Annotated in this window: 11 protein-coding genes and 1 riboswitch; of the genes, 6 read left to right on the top strand and 5 right to left on the bottom strand. The window is 72.4% G+C overall.

The annotated features are described in order from the left end of the window. The first annotated feature begins 9 nt into the window (after nucleotides 1–9). The 6 genes from glmS (at nucleotide 10) to ACBI99_RS30755 (ending at nucleotide 8,263) form a co-directional block, all read left to right on the top strand. A complete protein-coding gene (glmS, locus tag ACBI99_RS30780; protein ID WP_219511112.1) occupies nucleotides 10–1,830 on the top strand; it encodes a glutamine--fructose-6-phosphate transaminase (isomerizing) in 1,821 nt (606 codons plus the stop codon). A gap of 89 nt (nucleotides 1,831–1,919) precedes the next feature. After that, complete coding sequence (locus tag ACBI99_RS30775; protein WP_219511114.1) at nucleotides 1,920–2,630, top strand: SAM-dependent methyltransferase; 711 nt, start codon at nucleotides 1,920–1,922, stop codon at nucleotides 2,628–2,630. 69 nt (nucleotides 2,631–2,699) lie between these two features. Beyond that, on the top strand, nucleotides 2,700–3,647 hold the full coding sequence (locus ACBI99_RS30770) for a tripartite tricarboxylate transporter substrate-binding protein (RefSeq protein WP_219511115.1): 948 nt from the start codon (nucleotides 2,700–2,702) through the stop codon (nucleotides 3,645–3,647). A gap of 4 nt (nucleotides 3,648–3,651) precedes the next feature. After that, a riboswitch (cobalamin riboswitch) is annotated at nucleotides 3,652–3,845 on the top strand. A gap of 101 nt (nucleotides 3,846–3,946) precedes the next feature. After that, nucleotides 3,947–6,100 (top strand): ribonucleoside-diphosphate reductase subunit alpha, encoded by a 2,154-nt coding sequence (locus tag ACBI99_RS30765; protein ID WP_375074097.1) that lies wholly within the window; start codon nucleotides 3,947–3,949, stop codon nucleotides 6,098–6,100. Nucleotides 6,101–6,116: 16 nt separating this feature from the next. Next, nucleotides 6,117–7,112: a ribonucleotide-diphosphate reductase subunit beta gene (locus ACBI99_RS30760; protein ID WP_219511119.1), complete on the top strand. Its 996-nt coding sequence runs from the start codon at nucleotides 6,117–6,119 to the stop codon at nucleotides 7,110–7,112. Nucleotides 7,113–7,132: 20 nt separating this feature from the next. Then, the gene (locus ACBI99_RS30755; RefSeq protein WP_308126050.1) at nucleotides 7,133–8,263 is read left to right on the top strand and encodes a mechanosensitive ion channel domain-containing protein; all 1,131 of its coding nucleotides are present in this window, start codon (nucleotides 7,133–7,135) and stop codon (nucleotides 8,261–8,263) included. Between the two features lie 4 nt (nucleotides 8,264–8,267). Here ACBI99_RS30755 and ACBI99_RS30750 read toward each other — a convergent pair whose 3' ends face one another. From ACBI99_RS30750 to ACBI99_RS30730, 5 genes are all read right to left on the bottom strand, one after another. After that, nucleotides 8,268–9,074: a cytochrome c biogenesis protein CcdA gene (locus ACBI99_RS30750; RefSeq protein ID WP_357594003.1), complete on the bottom strand. Its 807-nt coding sequence runs from the start codon at nucleotides 9,072–9,074 to the stop codon at nucleotides 8,268–8,270. Then, entirely contained in the window at nucleotides 9,071–9,808 is a 738-nt protein-coding gene (locus ACBI99_RS30745; RefSeq protein ID WP_357594001.1) for a thioredoxin domain-containing protein, read from the bottom strand. The genes ACBI99_RS30750 and ACBI99_RS30745 overlap by 4 nt, the downstream gene beginning before the upstream one ends. Nucleotides 9,809–9,869: 61 nt before the next feature. Next, a complete protein-coding gene (locus ACBI99_RS30740; protein ID WP_219509721.1) occupies nucleotides 9,870–11,945 on the bottom strand; it encodes an MMPL family transporter in 2,076 nt (691 codons plus the stop codon). Between the two features lie 29 nt (nucleotides 11,946–11,974). Continuing rightward, entirely contained in the window at nucleotides 11,975–12,748 is a 774-nt protein-coding gene (locus tag ACBI99_RS30735) for an ABC transporter permease (RefSeq protein WP_219509722.1), read from the bottom strand. A gap of 28 nt (nucleotides 12,749–12,776) precedes the next feature. Beyond that, the gene (locus ACBI99_RS30730; RefSeq protein ID WP_375074096.1) at nucleotides 12,777–13,781 is read right to left on the bottom strand and encodes an ATP-binding cassette domain-containing protein; all 1,005 of its coding nucleotides are present in this window, start codon (nucleotides 13,779–13,781) and stop codon (nucleotides 12,777–12,779) included. Nucleotides 13,782–13,852: the final 71 nt, after the last annotated feature.

Below are 13,852 nucleotides of genomic sequence, written 5' to 3'. Positions count from 1 at the left end.
AGACCTCGCATGTGCGGAATCGTCGCGTACGTGGGGCCGCAGGACGCGGCGCCCATCCTGCTCGAAGGGCTGCAGCGGCTGGAGTACCGCGGCTACGACTCGGCCGGGGTCGTGGTCTCCAACAAGGGCCTCAAGCTGCGCAAGGTCAAGGGCCGGGTGGCCGATCTGGCCAAGGTGGTGCCCGCGCGCTTCAAGGGCACGCTGGGCATCGGCCACACCCGGTGGGCCACGCACGGCGTGCCGAGCGACGTGAACGCGCATCCGCACCTGTCGTCCGACGAGCGCGTCGCGGTCGTGCACAACGGCATCATCGAGAACGCCGACGAGCTGCGCGCCAAGCTGATCGCCGACGGCGTGGGCTTCCGGTCGGAGACCGACACCGAGGTGCTGGCCCACCTGATCGCCCGCGCGGTGGACGAGAACGACACGCTGGAGGAGGCCGTGCGCAAGTCGCTCAAGAGCGTCGTGGGCACGTACGGCATCGCGGTGATCGACGCCGAGCGGCCGGGCGAGGTGGTCGTGGCCCGCAACGGCAGCCCGATCGTGCTCGGCATCGGCGAGAAGGAGATGTTCGCCGCCTCCGACGTGGCCGCCCTGGTCCGCTACACCCGGCAGGTCGTGCACCTGGAGGACGGCGAGCTGGCGGTGCTGCGCGCCGACGGCTTCCACACCTTCGCCAGCGACGCCCGCGAGACGGCCAAGGAGCCGCTGACCGTCGACTGGGACGCCGGACACTACGACACCGGCGGCTACGAGCACTACCTGCTCAAGGAGATCTCCGAGCAGCCGGAGACCGCGGCCCGCACGATGAGCGGCAGGCTCGACGAGCGCTTCCACGTCGCGCACCTGGGCGGGCTGAACATGGACGCCCGCGAGACCCGCTCGTTCCGCCGGGTGAAGATCATCGGCTGCGGGTCGGCCTACTACTCGGGCCAGATCGGCGCCCAGCTCATCGAGGAGCTGGCCCGCATCCCGGCCGACGCCGAGCCGGCCAGCGAGTTCCGCTACCGCAACCCGGTCGTCGACCAGGACACCCTCTACGTGGCGATCAGCCAGTCCGGCGAGACGTACGACACGCTGGCCGCCGTGCAGGAGCTCAAGCGCAAGGGCGGCCGGGTGATCGGCATCGTCAACGCGGTCGGCAGCGCCATCGCCCGCGAGGTCGACGGCGGCGTCTACCTGCACGCGGGGCCGGAGGTGTCGGTCGCCTCGACCAAGGCGTTCACCTCGACGGCGGTGGCCTTCGCGCTGCTCGCGCTGCATCTGGGCCGGGTGCGCGACCTGTCGCCCGCCGACGGCAGGCGCATCTGCGAGGGCCTGCGCCGGCTGCCCGACCAGATCGAGGAGATCGTCGCCCAGAGCGACAAGATCGCCGAGCTGGCCGGCAAGTACGCCAAGCACGCGAGCATGATGTTCGTCGGCCGGGTGCGCGGCTACCCGGTGGCCCGCGAGGGCGCACAGAAGCTCAAGGAGATCTCGTACGTGCACGCCGAGGCCTATCCGGCGAGCGAGCTCAAGCACGGCCCGCTCGCGCTGATCGGCCCGGAGATGCCGACGGTGGCGATCGTGCCCGACGACGAACTGCTGGACAAGAACCTCACCACGCTCGGCGAGATCCGCGCCCGCGGCGGCCAGGTGCTCATGGTCGGCCACCGCGAGCCCGACGCCAAGCTGGCCGACGACGCGATCGTGGTGCCGAAGAACGAGATCGAGCTCGACCCGATCCTGCTGACGATCCCGCTGCAGCTCCTGGCCTACCACGCCGCGGTCGCGCTGGGCCGTGACGTGGACAAGCCGCGCAACCTCGCCAAGAGCGTCACAGTGGAGTGACCCGAGGGCAGGAAATGCTTACCGTCGGAGGGGTCACAGTGGGAATCGGCCCCCTGTGGCCCTTGACAGTGAGCGCCTAGGGTCGAAATGTGTCCCAGTTCGACCCACGCACTCCCAATCTTGCCCGGATGTACGACTACCTGCTCGGCGGCACGGACAACTACGCGGTCGACCGCGAGGCCATCGACAGGCTGTCGGACCTGATCCCGGAGGCCGTGCCGCTGGCCAGGGCCAACCGCGGCTTCCTCCAGCGCGCCGCCCGCTACGTCGCCGCCGAGGGCGTCGGCCAGTTCGTCGGCCTGGGCAGCGGCCTGCCGACCCGGGGCAACGTGCACGAGGTCGTGCCCGGCGCGAAGGTGCTCTACGTCGACCACGACCCGGTCGTCGCCGAGCACGCCCGCGAACTGCTGGCCGACGAGCCCCGCGCGGTGTTCGCCGAGGCCGATCCGCTCGACGCCGGCGAGGTGCTGGCCAGGGCGGAGGGCTTCCTGGACCTGTCGCGGCCGGTCGCCGTGTTCCTGGTGTCGATGCCGCACGGCGGCCGCGACCCGGGGCCGGCGCTGTCCCGGCTGCGGGAGGCGGTGGCGCCCGGCAGCTATGTGGCGCTCACCCACGCCGCCTCCGGCGACCGCCGGGACGGCACCCGCAGCCCGGCGGAGATCCGCGCGTTCTTCGGCGACTTCGCGCTGGTCCCGCCGGGTCTGGTGCAGGCGGCCGAGTGGCGCCCGGACCGGCCGAGGCTGGTCGGCGGCACGCCGCTGCCGTCGTACCTGCTGGCGGGGCTCGCGATGAAGAAGTAGCAGCAAATCGGATTAACTATGCGTGATGCGTCAATAACCTGAGGTAACTGCGCTCGGGGGAGGCGGGTCATGCGGCGGAGACGCTTTCTCGCGGCGGGCCTCGGAATGGCCGCCGCCGTGGCCGGCTGCGGCACCGAGCGCTTCCCGGCGGGCGCCGGGGACGCACGCGGCGCGTACGAGATCGTCGCGGGCGGCGAGCGGTGGGAACGCGTGACCCGCGCGTTCGCCGGCGCGGCGGGCGAGGCCGGGTTCGCCGGGCGGGGGCCCGTGCGGATCACCGTCACCGGGCTGCCCGCGCTCGCCGCCGCCGAGCTGAACCACGGCGAGTCGCTGATGGACACCGCGACGCCGCTGGCCAGGCTGGCCGGCGAGGTCGTGGTCGTGGTGGTGCCCGCCACGTCCCGCTTCCGCAGCTTCGACGAGTTCGGCGCCCACCTGCTGGCCAGGCCGGGGGAGACGCCGCTGGCCGGCGGCCCCCAGGGCGAGCCCGACCACCTGCTGTTCGGGCTGATCGCCAAGGGGCTTGGCGCCGACACCCGCCAGGTCGACTACACCGGCTACCGGAGCAGCGCCGAGGCGGCCACCGCGCTGCGGGCCGGCCGGGCCGCGGCCGCCGCCGGCGCGCTCGCCGACTGGCGCGGCCCCATCCGGCGCGGCGCCGTACGGGTGCTGGCCGTCTCGTGCGCCAGGCGCTTCCCCGGCGTGGACGCGCCCAGCCTGCTGGAGAGCGGCATCCGCGTCGACTTCGCCAACTGGTGCGCCGCCGTCGGCCCCGGCGCCATGCCGGAGGACAGGCGCGCCTCGGCGGTGCGGATGTGCGAGGAGGTGACCGGATCGCCGTCCTGGCAGCGCGCCTGCGAGGCGGGCGGCTGGGTGCGCATCCCGCTGGCCGGCGACGACTTCCGCGCCTGGCTCGACTCCGAGGTGCGCAGGACCAAGGCCGTGCTCCGCGATCTCGGCCTCGTCGAGACCAGCGGTGGCACAACATGCTGGGGTAGTTGCGGAAACGGCCACTAGATGTAGGATCCTGGTCGTCGCTGGTTCGCCCCTTGGGGCGGAGTGAAAGGGAACCCGGTGCGAATCCGGGGCTGCCCCGCAGCGGTGAGCGGGAACGACCGCCGTCACACGCACTGGAGAGATCCGGGAAGCGACGGCCAGTAGGAGTGCGCGTTGCGCCCGCGAGCCCGAAGACCTGCCAGCGGTTGTCTTGTCCAGGGCCTCGAGGGAGGGCCCGGGGGCGTCGCGCGGCCGGGGATCGAGGCGAGCCGCCGTGCTCTCGCGTGCCCTCACGGGGGAAGCTCGCGAGGAGAGAGCACGTGACACAGATCGTTGAGGGTGACCGCCGCCTGGCCATCGAGGAGGCCGCCGCGCGGGTGATCACCGACCCGGCCAACTCGCGGGTCGCCGCCCGGCTGCTGGCCGAGGAGATCGCCGAGGAGGCCGCCGGGCACGGCGTGCGGTCGTTCGCCGAGTCGGTCGCCGCCACCCACGCCGCCGGTCTGATCCAGGACTCGCTCGCCGCCTTCGTCGCCGCGCACGCCGCCGAGCTGGACGCGCTGATCGACGACGGCGCCGACGAGCGCTTCGAGTACTTCGGGCTGCGCACCGTCTACGACCGCTACCTGCTGCGCCACCCCGTCACGCGGGCCGTGCTGGAGCGGCCCCAGCACTTCTTCCTGCGGGTGGCGTGCGGCCTGTCGGAGACCGTGGCCGAGGCCGCCGAGCTGTACGCGCTGATGTCGGCGCTGGCCTACCTGCCCAGCTCGCCGACGCTGTTCAACGCGGGCGCGCGCCGGCCGCAGCTCTCGTCCTGCTTCCTGCTCGACTCGCCGCGCGACGAGCTGGAGTCGATCTACGACCGCTACGGCCAGGTGGCCCGGCTGTCGAAGTACGCGGGCGGCATCGGCATCTCGTGGACCCGGGTGCGCTCGCGCGGGTCGCTGATCCGGGGCACCAACGGGCACTCCAACGGCATCGTGCCGTGGCTGCGCACGCTCGACTCCTCCGTGGCCGCGGTCAACCAGGGCGGCAGGCGCAAGGGCGCGGCCTGCGTCTACCTGGAGACCTGGCACGCCGACGTCGAGGAGTTCCTGGAGCTGCGCGACAACACCGGCGAGGACGCCCGCCGCACCCACAACCTCAACCTGGCCAACTGGGTGCCCGACGAGTTCATGCGCCGGGTGGAGGCCGACGAGGTCTGGTCGCTGTTCGACCCCAAGGAGGTCCCCGACCTGACCGACCTGTACGGGGAGGAGTTCGACCGCGCCTACCGCGCCTACGAGGCCGCCGGGCGGTTCGTCCGCCAGATCCCGGCCCGCACCCTCTACGGGCGGATGATGCGCACGCTCGCGCAGACCGGCAACGGCTGGATGACGTTCAAGGACGCCGCCAACCGCACCTCCAACCAGACCGGCCGCCCCGGCAACGTCATCCACCTGTCGAACCTGTGCACCGAGATCCTGGAGGTCACCGGCGACGCCGAGACCGCGGTGTGCAACCTGGGCTCGATCAACCTCGCCGCCCACGTACGGGACGGCGACCTCGACTGGGAGCGGCTGCGCGGCACCGTCCGCACCGCCGTGCGCTTCCTGGACCGCACGATCGACCTCGGCTTCTACCCGACGCCCGAGGCCGAGACGGCCAACAGGAAGTGGCGACCGATCGGGCTCGGCGTGATGGGGCTGGCCGACGTGTTCTTCGCGCTGCGGCTGCCGTTCGACTCCGGCCCGGCGCTGGCGCTGTCGACCCGGATCGCCGAGGAGATCGCGCTGGCCGCCTACGACACCTCCGCCGACCTGGCCGCCGAACGCGGCAGGCACCCCTCCTACGACGACACCCGCGCCGCCGCCGGGGTGCTGCACCCCGACCACTACGGCGCCGCCGCCACGCCGCGCTGGGACGCGCTGCGCGACAAGATCGCCGTCACCGGGCTGCGCAACTCCCTGATGGTCGCGATCGCGCCGACGGCCACGATCGCCTCCATCGCCGGCTGCTACGAGTGCATCGAGCCGCAGGTGTCCAACGTGTTCAAGCGCGAGACGCTGTCGGGCGAGTTCCTCCAGGTCAACCGCTACCTCGTGGCCGACCTCCAGGCGCGCGGGCTGTGGACGCAGCCGGTGCGCGACGCGATCAAGCGCGCCGACGGGTCCGTGCAGGACGTGCCCGGCGTCCCGGACGACCTCAAGACCCTCTACCGCACCGCGTGGGAGCTGCCGCAGAAGGCGCTCATCGACCTCGCGGCGGCGCGGCAGCCGTACATCGACCAGTCGCAGTCGCTCAACCTGTTCATGGCCAGCCCCACCATCGGCAAGCTGTCGTCGATGTACGCCTACGCGTGGAAGAGCGGCCTCAAGACCACCTACTACCTGCGCTCGCGCCCGGCCACCCGGATCGCGCAGACGACCGTCCCCGTCGCCGAGGCCGTCGCCTGCTCGCTGGAGAACCCGGAAGTCTGCGAAGCCTGCCAGTAAAGGACGGATCCCCATCATGCTGCTCGACCCCGGAATGGACCTCACGCTCCGCCCGATGCGCTACCCGGACTTCTACGAACGCTACCGGGCCGCCATCCGCAACACCTGGACGGTGGAGGAGGTCGACCTGCACAACGACCTCGCCGACCTGACCAGGATGACGCCGCAGGAACGCCACCTGATCAACCGCCTGGTCGCCTTCTTCGCCACCGGCGACTCCATCGTGGCCAACAACCTCGTGCTCAACCTCTACCAGCACGTCAACGCCCCCGAAGCGCGCCTCTACCTGAGCAGGCAGCTGTACGAGGAGGCCGTGCACGTGCAGTTCTACCTGACGCTGCTCGACACCTACCTGCCCGACCCGGACGAGCGGGTCAAGGCGTTCGCCGCGATCGAGCACATCCCGTCCATCCGGGACAAGGCCGAGTTCTGCTTCCGGTGGATCGACTCGATCAACGGCATCCAGCGGCTGGAGAGCGCCGCCCAGCGGCGGCAGTTCCTGCTCAACCTCATCTGCTTCGCCGCCTGCATCGAGGGCCTGTTCTTCTACGGCGCCTTCGCCTACGTCTACTGGTTCCGCTCCCGGGGGCTGCTCGACGGGCTGGCCGCCGGGACGAACTGGGTGTTCCGCGACGAGTCCATGCACATGGAGTTCGCCTTCAGCGTCGTCGACACCGTACGCTCCGAGGAGCCCGAGCTGTTCGACGACGACCTGCGCGACCAGGTCACCCGCATGCTGGAGGAGGCGGTCGAGGCGGAGCTGGCCTTCGCCCGCGACCTGTGCGGCGACGGCATGCCGGGGATGAGCGTCGAGCAGATGCGCGCCTACCTGGAGTACGTGGCCGACCAGCGGCTGGCCAGGCTCGGCATGCCCGGCCGCTACGGCAGCGCGAACCCGTTCGCGTTCATGGAACTGCAGGACGTGCAGGAGCTGGCAAACTTCTTCGAGCGGCGCGTCTCCGCGTATCAAGTTGCGGTTGAGGGCAATGTGACCTTTGACGAGACGTTCTAGAACATTTGGGGGAGTAGCGCGTGCAGCCGACGTCCAACTGGCTGATCATGGCCGTCTCCGTCGCCGGGGCGATCCTCGGCGTGGAGCTGGCCAGACGGGTGCTGTCACGGGTGGGCCGCAAGTACGCGCTCGCCCGGCACCTGGTGGAGCACTGCACGTGGGCCACCTTCGCCATGGCGGCCGTCCTGGCCTGCAACATCGTGTTCGGGCCGTGGATGATGGGCGACACGCGGCAGGAGCGCCAGCTCGGCGAGTCGATCGACCGCGTCATCGGCCTGCTCACCATCGCCACCGTCACCTGGCTGATCATCGGCGTCACGTACGCGCTCACCGACGTCATCCTCGACCGGCTCGTGCTGGTCGAGGGCGAGCGCAACCGGCGGGCCCGGCGCATCATGACGCAGATCGCGCTGGTCCGCCGGATCGCCGCCGCCACCGTGATCGTCGTCGCGGTCGGCGCCATGCTCTTCTCCTTCCCGCAGGTGCGGGCCCTCGGCGCCGGACTGCTCGCCTCCGCGGGCATCGCCGGCGCCGTCGTCGGCATCGCCGCCCAGCCCACGATCGGCAACATGCTCGCCGGGCTCCAGCTCGCCTTCAGCGACGCGCTGCGCCTCGACGACGTGGTGGTGGTCGAGGAGGAGTGGGGCCGCATCGAGGAGCTCACGCTCACCTACGTGGTGCTGCGGCTGTGGGACGAGCGGCGGCTCGTGCTGCCCGTCTCCTACTTCACGCAGAACCCGTTCGAGAACTGGACCCGGCACGGCTCTCGCGTCCTGGCCGTCGTCTACTTGCGGGTCGACTGGTCGGTGCCGGTCGACAAACTGCGCGAGGAACTGTACGCGTTCATCCAGGAAAGCCCGCTGTGGGATCAGAAGGACTGGACGCTCCAGGTCACCGACGTGCTCCCCAACGGGCTGGTGGAGCTGCGCGGCCTGATGAGCGCCGCCGACTCGGCCTCCGCCTGGGACCTCAAGTGCGACGTACGCGAGCACCTGGTGAAGTTCGTCCGCGAGAACTACCCCGACGCGCTGCCCCGCTTCCGCGTCGAGACCCCCGAGACCCGGGCCGGGGTCCCCTGGTCGGCGGGCCGCGACACCGCCGCCAAGGGCACGCAGGGCGCGTCGGGCCGCGACGACCCCGGCGACGCCTGAGCGCTCAGCGGCGCCTCAGCCGCCAGAGCGTGACCCCGGCCAGCACCACGGCCGCCACCCCCACCAGCGCAAGGTCGGGCACCCGCACCGACGCCGCCGCCTCCTGCAGCCACGCCTCCCACTCCTCCGGGAACGGCGCCGCCAGCCCGCGCGTGCCGTCGGAGACCAGGAACAGCACGCCCAGCCCGGCGAACACCAGCCCCGACAGCAGCGACGTGGTGTGCACCCGCAGCCTGCCCACCCGCAGCCCGCGACCCCGCAGCCACCGCCGCCCGCCCAGGTCGAAGCGCTCCCACAGGGCCGCGAGCAGCAGCAGCGGCGCCGCCATCCCGGCCGCGTAGACCGCCAGCAGCACGCCGCCGCGCAGCGCGTCGCCGGAGGCCGCCGCCACCGTGAGCACCGCGCCCAGCACCGGCCCGGCGCAGAACCCGGCCAGCCCCGACACCAGCCCCAGCGCCAGCACGGCACCCGCCGAATCGCCGCGCACGTGCGCCCGCAGCCGCTCCAGCGGCCCGATCGTCCACCCCTGCCCGGCGGCCTGCGCCACGCCCAGCGCGATCAGCAGCCACCCGGCGGCCGTCACCAGCAGGTCCTGGTGGCCGTAGAACAGCCGGCTCGCCTGCGCGGACCCCATCCCGAGCGGCACCAGCACCAGGCACAGCCCCAGGTAGAACAGCAGCGTCCGCCCGGCCAGCCGGCGCCCGCCCGGGAACGCGTAGCCGAAGAACGCCGGCAGCAGCAGCGCCCCGCACGGGCTCAGCAGCGAGAACAGCCCGCCCAGGAACGCGGCGGCGTAACCGACGCCGCTCATCCGCCCCGGCGCGCCTTCTCGATCGCCTCCCGGAACGCCGCCACCGGCTGCGCCCCGAACAGCAGCTCCCCGTTGACCAGGAACGCGGGCGTGCCCGGCAGGCCGAGCTGGTAGGCGAACGCGGTGTCGTGGTCGACGGCCTCCCGCACGGCCCTGCCCCGGCGGTCGCGGTCGAACCTGGCCACGTCCAGCCCGGCCGTGACGGCGGCGGCGCGCAGCCGCGCGGGCGTCACCCGCGTCCCGCCCGCGAACAGCGCGTCGTGGAACTGCCAGAAGCGGCCCTGCAGCGACGCCGCCCGCGCCGCGTAGGCCGCGTCGACGCTGGCCTGGCCCCGGATCGGGTAGTCGCGCCAGAAGACGCGGACGACGCCGGTGCCGATGTAGTCGCGCTGGAGCACGGGCTCGATCTCGCGGGCGTAGCGGCGGCAGTTGGGGCACTGGAAGTCGCCGAACTCGACGATCGTGACGGGCGCGTCCTGCGACCCCTTGGCCAGCTTCAGGTCCACGGGCGGCGGCGTGGGCCCCTCCCACACGGCCACACTCGGGCTCTCGGCCGGAGTGGCCTCCGGAGTGGCCGTGGGGGCCGTGGAGGTCGGGGGCGCGGTGGCCGGGGGAGCGGTGGCCGTCACGGCGGCTTCGTCGTCGCGGTCGAGGGCGGCGACGCCGAGGACCGCCAGCACCGCCGTCCCGGCCACGGCGCCGAGCACCGCCCTGCGTCTCGATCCTGCGTCCATCTGACCCATCATCCCAGCCCCGGGGCCCGGTGCGGCCTCCCGGGAGGCCGCACCGGCCCGGTCACCGGGTGCCGACGGGGCTCTCCGCCGGCGCCGGGCTCCCGGACGCGGGGACGGGCAGCCTCGGCCACCAGACCCGCCAGTCCAGCAGCAGCGCCACCCCCGGCACCAGCACCGAGCGCACCAGCAGCGTGTCGAGCAGCACGCCGAACGCCACCAGCAGGCCGAGCTCGATCATGAACACGAGCGGCAAAGTCGCCATCGCGCCGAACGTCGCGGCCAGCACCACGCCCGCCGACGTGATCACGCCGCCGGTCGTCACCAGGGCCCGGACCACCCCGCGCGGCGTGCCGATCCGCGCGCTCTCCTCCCGCGCCCTGGTCATCAGGAAGATGTTGTAGTCCACGCCCAGCGCCACCAGGAACAGGAACCCGAGCACGACCAGCGTGGGATCCAGCCCCGGCAGGCCGAGCACCTGGACGAACACGAACGTCATCACGCCCAGCGCCGCCGCGAACGAGACCACCACCGTGGCGATCAGCACCAGCGGCGCCACCACCGAGCGCAGCAGCAGGCCCAGCACCAGCGACACCACGAGGAGGATGAGCGGGATCAGCCTGCGCTCGTCGGCGGCGGCGGCCTTGATCGTGTCGAGGTTCTGCGCGCTCGGCCCGCCCACCCGGGCGCTCGGGTCGACCGCCGCGATCCGGGCGCGGAGCGTCTCGATGGCGGCGTACTCCGGCGGGGTGTCCGGCTTGTGCCGCAGGAGCACCGCGAACTCGGTCAGCCCGTTGCCGAGCTGGCCCTTGGTGATCTGCGAGACGCCCGGCGTGGACTGCGCGGCGGCCCGCAGCCGGTCGCCCGTCTCCGCCTTGCCGATCACGATGAGCGGCTGCCCGCCCAGGTCGGGGAAGTGCGCGGGGATCTGCTGCAGCCCGCTGATGGACTCCGGCTTGTTGACGAACTGGTCCATCTGGCGCAGCGGGCTCGCCGGGGTCAGCAGGCCCAGCGCCATGACGCCGAGCAGCAGCAGCGACCCGGCCACGGCGGTCACCCGGCGGCGCGCCACCGCCTCGCCCAGCCGCGACCACAGGCTGGACGCGCTCGGCCCCGGGTCGCCCAGGCGCGGGATCCTCGGCCAGAACGCGGGCCGCCGCAGCAGCACCAGCACCGCGGGGAACAGCGTCAGCATCGCGGCGAGCGCGCTCAGGATCGCCACCGTGGCGACCGGGCCGAGCCCCTTGAGGCTGTTCATGTCGGCCGCGAGCAGGCACAGCAGCCCGGCGATCACCGTGGCGGCGGAGGCGACGACGGCCGGGGCGCTGCGCCGCAGCGCGGTGCCCATGGCCGACAGCGGCTCGTCCTGGAGGCGCAGCTCCTCCCGGTAGCGGGCGACGATCAGCAGCGCGTAGTCGGTCGCCACCCCGAACACCAGGATGATGAGGATCGCCGAGTTCTGGTCGCTGACCGTCAGCCCGAACGCCTCCACCAGCAGGTACGCGCCCGCCTGGGAGAGCACCACGGCCGCGCCCGCGCACAGCAGCGGGATGAGCCACAGCAGCGGGCTGCGGTAGGTCAGCACCAGGATCAGGGCCACCACGATCGTGGCCGCGATCAGCAGGCTCTCGTCGATGCCGTCGAAGACCGTGTCGATGTCGGCCTCGATCCCGCCGGGGCCCGACACCTTCACGTCCAGGCCGGCGGGCCGCTCGGCCACGACGGCGCGCATGCCGTCGATGTAGGTCGCGGGCGCGCCCCGCTCCGACGGGACGGACGCGATGGTGAACGCCGCCTTCCCGTCGGGCGACAGGTCCACCTTGCCCTCGTTCGGCGGGGGCACGCCCGGCTTGCCGAACCGGGCGATCAACGTGTCGAGATGCCGCTTGACCGTGTCCTTGTCCTCCTGGGTGAGCCCGCTGTCGCGCACGTACACGATCAGGAACTCGTAGTCCTGGCCGCGCGGGAGCCGCGTCTCCAGCGCGGTCACCTGCGTCGACTGGGCGCTGGACGGCAGATAGTCCACGACGCTGTCGCTCTTGACGCCGTCGAGCCTGGCCGCCAGCGGCAGGGCGCCCGCGACCAGGGCCGCCCAGATAACGATCATCACCCAGGGCAGTGCCTTGCGGGTGCGGTTCATCGGTGGAACTCCTTCGTCGGTGACGCCGGTCATCCGGACCTGCGCCGGAACCGGTGGATGGCGAGCGGCGCGAAGAGCGCGGTCAGGGCGGCGATCCACACGGCCGACCACATCAGCGGCCGGGCCACCTCCCCGCCGAGCAGCAGCCCGCGCATGGTGTCGGCGACCGACGTGACCGGGTTGAGGTTCACCCAGACCTGCAGCCAGCCGGGCATGGTCTCCGTCGGCACGAACAGGTTGCCGGTGAAGGCCAGCGGAAGAATGATCAGGAACGCGAACTCCGACGCGCTCTCCGCCGCGCGCACGGTCAGCCCCAGCAGCGCCGACCCCCACGACATGGCGAAGCCGAAGCACAGCAGCACCACGACCGCCGCGAGCGTCTCCAGGACGCCGGTCCGGATGCGGAAGCCCAGCAGCATGCCGACGACCATCAGGACGACGATGGACAGCAGGTAGCGGACCATCTCGCCGAGGATCGCCCCGGTCAGCGGGGAGAAGCGGGCGATCGGCAGGCTGCGGAACCGGTCGTAGACGCCCTTCTTGAAGTCGGTGCCGAGCGCGGTGCCCAGCCGCATCGTGGCGAACAGCGTGGCCTGCACGAGCATGCCCGGCAGCGCGAACTGCAGGTAGTCGCGCCAGTCGCCCTTGATCGCGCCGCCGAACACGAACGTGAACAGCAGCACGATCACGATGGGCTGGACGACCAGCTCGATGATCTCCTCGGGGTTGGTCTTCAGGTGCAGCAGGCTGCGCCGGGTCAGCGTCAGCGTCTCGCGCGCGCCGGCGACGGGAACGGTGGTCATCGGGACTCCTCGGTGGATGCGGGCCGGCTCACGGCTCGGCGCGACCGGCGGCGGCCTCGCGCGCGGCGGCGGCCGTGCCCGCCGGGCTCGCCGGGCTCGTCGTGGCCGCGCGGTGCCCGGTCAGGGTCAGGAACACCTCGTCCAGGTTCGGCCGCCGCAGTGCCAGCTCGGCCACCTGGACGTCGGCCAGGTCGAGCCTGAGGACCACGGCCCGCAGCACGTCCGGGTCGGCGACGGGCACGCTCACCCGCCGGTCCTCGACCGTGGCCGGGCCGCGCGCGATCTCGCCGAGGATCGTGGCGACCTCCCCGAGGTCCCGCTCGTTCGCCGGCCACACCTCCAGCACCTGGCCGCCGATCTTGCTCTTCAGCTCGAACGGGGTGCCGTCGGCGATGACGCGGCCGTGGTCGAACACCACGATCCGGTCGGCGAGCTGGTCGGCCTCCTCCAGGTACTGGGTGGTCAGCAGCACCGTCGTGCCGTCGGCCACCAGGGCGCGGATCACGTCCCAGAGGCCGTCGCGCGCCGCCGGGTCCAGGCCCGTCGTCGGCTCGTCCAGGAACAGCACCTGCGGCCGGCCGATGAGGCTCGCGGCCAGGTCGAGCTTGCGCCGCATGCCGCCCGAGTACGTCCCCGCCGCCCGCCTGGCCGCCTCCGTCAGGCCGAACTGCTCCAGCAGCTCGAAGCTGCGCAGCCGCGCGGTCTCCCTCGGCAGGCCGAGCAGCCGGCCGATGACCAGCAGGTTGTCCAGGCCGCTGATGATCTCGTCGACGGCCGCGTACTGGCCCGTCAGGCCGATGACCTTCCGCACCTTCGCGGCCTGCCTGACCACGTCGAACCCGCCGACCTCGGCGACGCCGCCGTCCGGGCGGGTCAGCGTGGCCAGGATGCGGACGGCCGTGGTCTTGCCGGCGCCGTTCGGGCCGAGCACGCCCAGCACCTCACCCGCTCGCGCGGCGAAGCTCACGCCGTCGAGCGCGCGCGTGGAACCGTACCGTTTGCCGAGGTCGTCGGCCCGGATGGCGTAGGTCATGGCCACCTCCTTACGTGTGTGGGTGTGATCTGAGACGAGGATCGTCGGCGGCCCTGTCCCCGCCCGCACCC

Source organism: Nonomuraea sp. ATR24 (assembly GCF_041950485.1).
Taxonomy (GTDB): domain Bacteria; phylum Actinomycetota; class Actinomycetes; order Streptosporangiales; family Streptosporangiaceae; genus Nonomuraea; species Nonomuraea ceibae.
Note: the sequence above shows the minus strand (reverse complement) of the source record. Positions and strands in the feature narration are given on the sequence as shown.

Excerpts from the sequence above, each read along its gene's own strand:
- glmS (WP_219511112.1), top strand. The coding sequence starts at position 10 with ATGTGCGGAATCGTCGCGTACGTGGGGCCGCAGGACGCGGCGCCCATC.
- ACBI99_RS30770 (WP_219511115.1), top strand. The coding sequence starts at position 2,700 with ATGCGGCGGAGACGCTTTCTCGCGGCGGGCCTCGGAATGGCCGCCGCC.
- ACBI99_RS30760 (WP_219511119.1), top strand. The coding sequence starts at position 6,117 with ATGCTGCTCGACCCCGGAATGGACCTCACGCTCCGCCCGATGCGCTAC.
- ACBI99_RS30750 (WP_357594003.1), bottom strand. The coding sequence starts at position 9,074 with ATGAGCGGCGTCGGTTACGCCGCCGCGTTCCTGGGCGGGCTGTTCTCG.
- ACBI99_RS30745 (WP_357594001.1), bottom strand. The coding sequence starts at position 9,808 with ATGGACGCAGGATCGAGACGCAGGGCGGTGCTCGGCGCCGTGGCCGGG.
- ACBI99_RS30740 (WP_219509721.1), bottom strand. The coding sequence starts at position 11,945 with ATGAACCGCACCCGCAAGGCACTGCCCTGGGTGATGATCGTTATCTGG.
- ACBI99_RS30735 (WP_219509722.1), bottom strand. The coding sequence starts at position 12,748 with ATGACCACCGTTCCCGTCGCCGGCGCGCGCGAGACGCTGACGCTGACC.
- ACBI99_RS30730 (WP_375074096.1), bottom strand. The coding sequence starts at position 13,781 with ATGACCTACGCCATCCGGGCCGACGACCTCGGCAAACGGTACGGTTCC.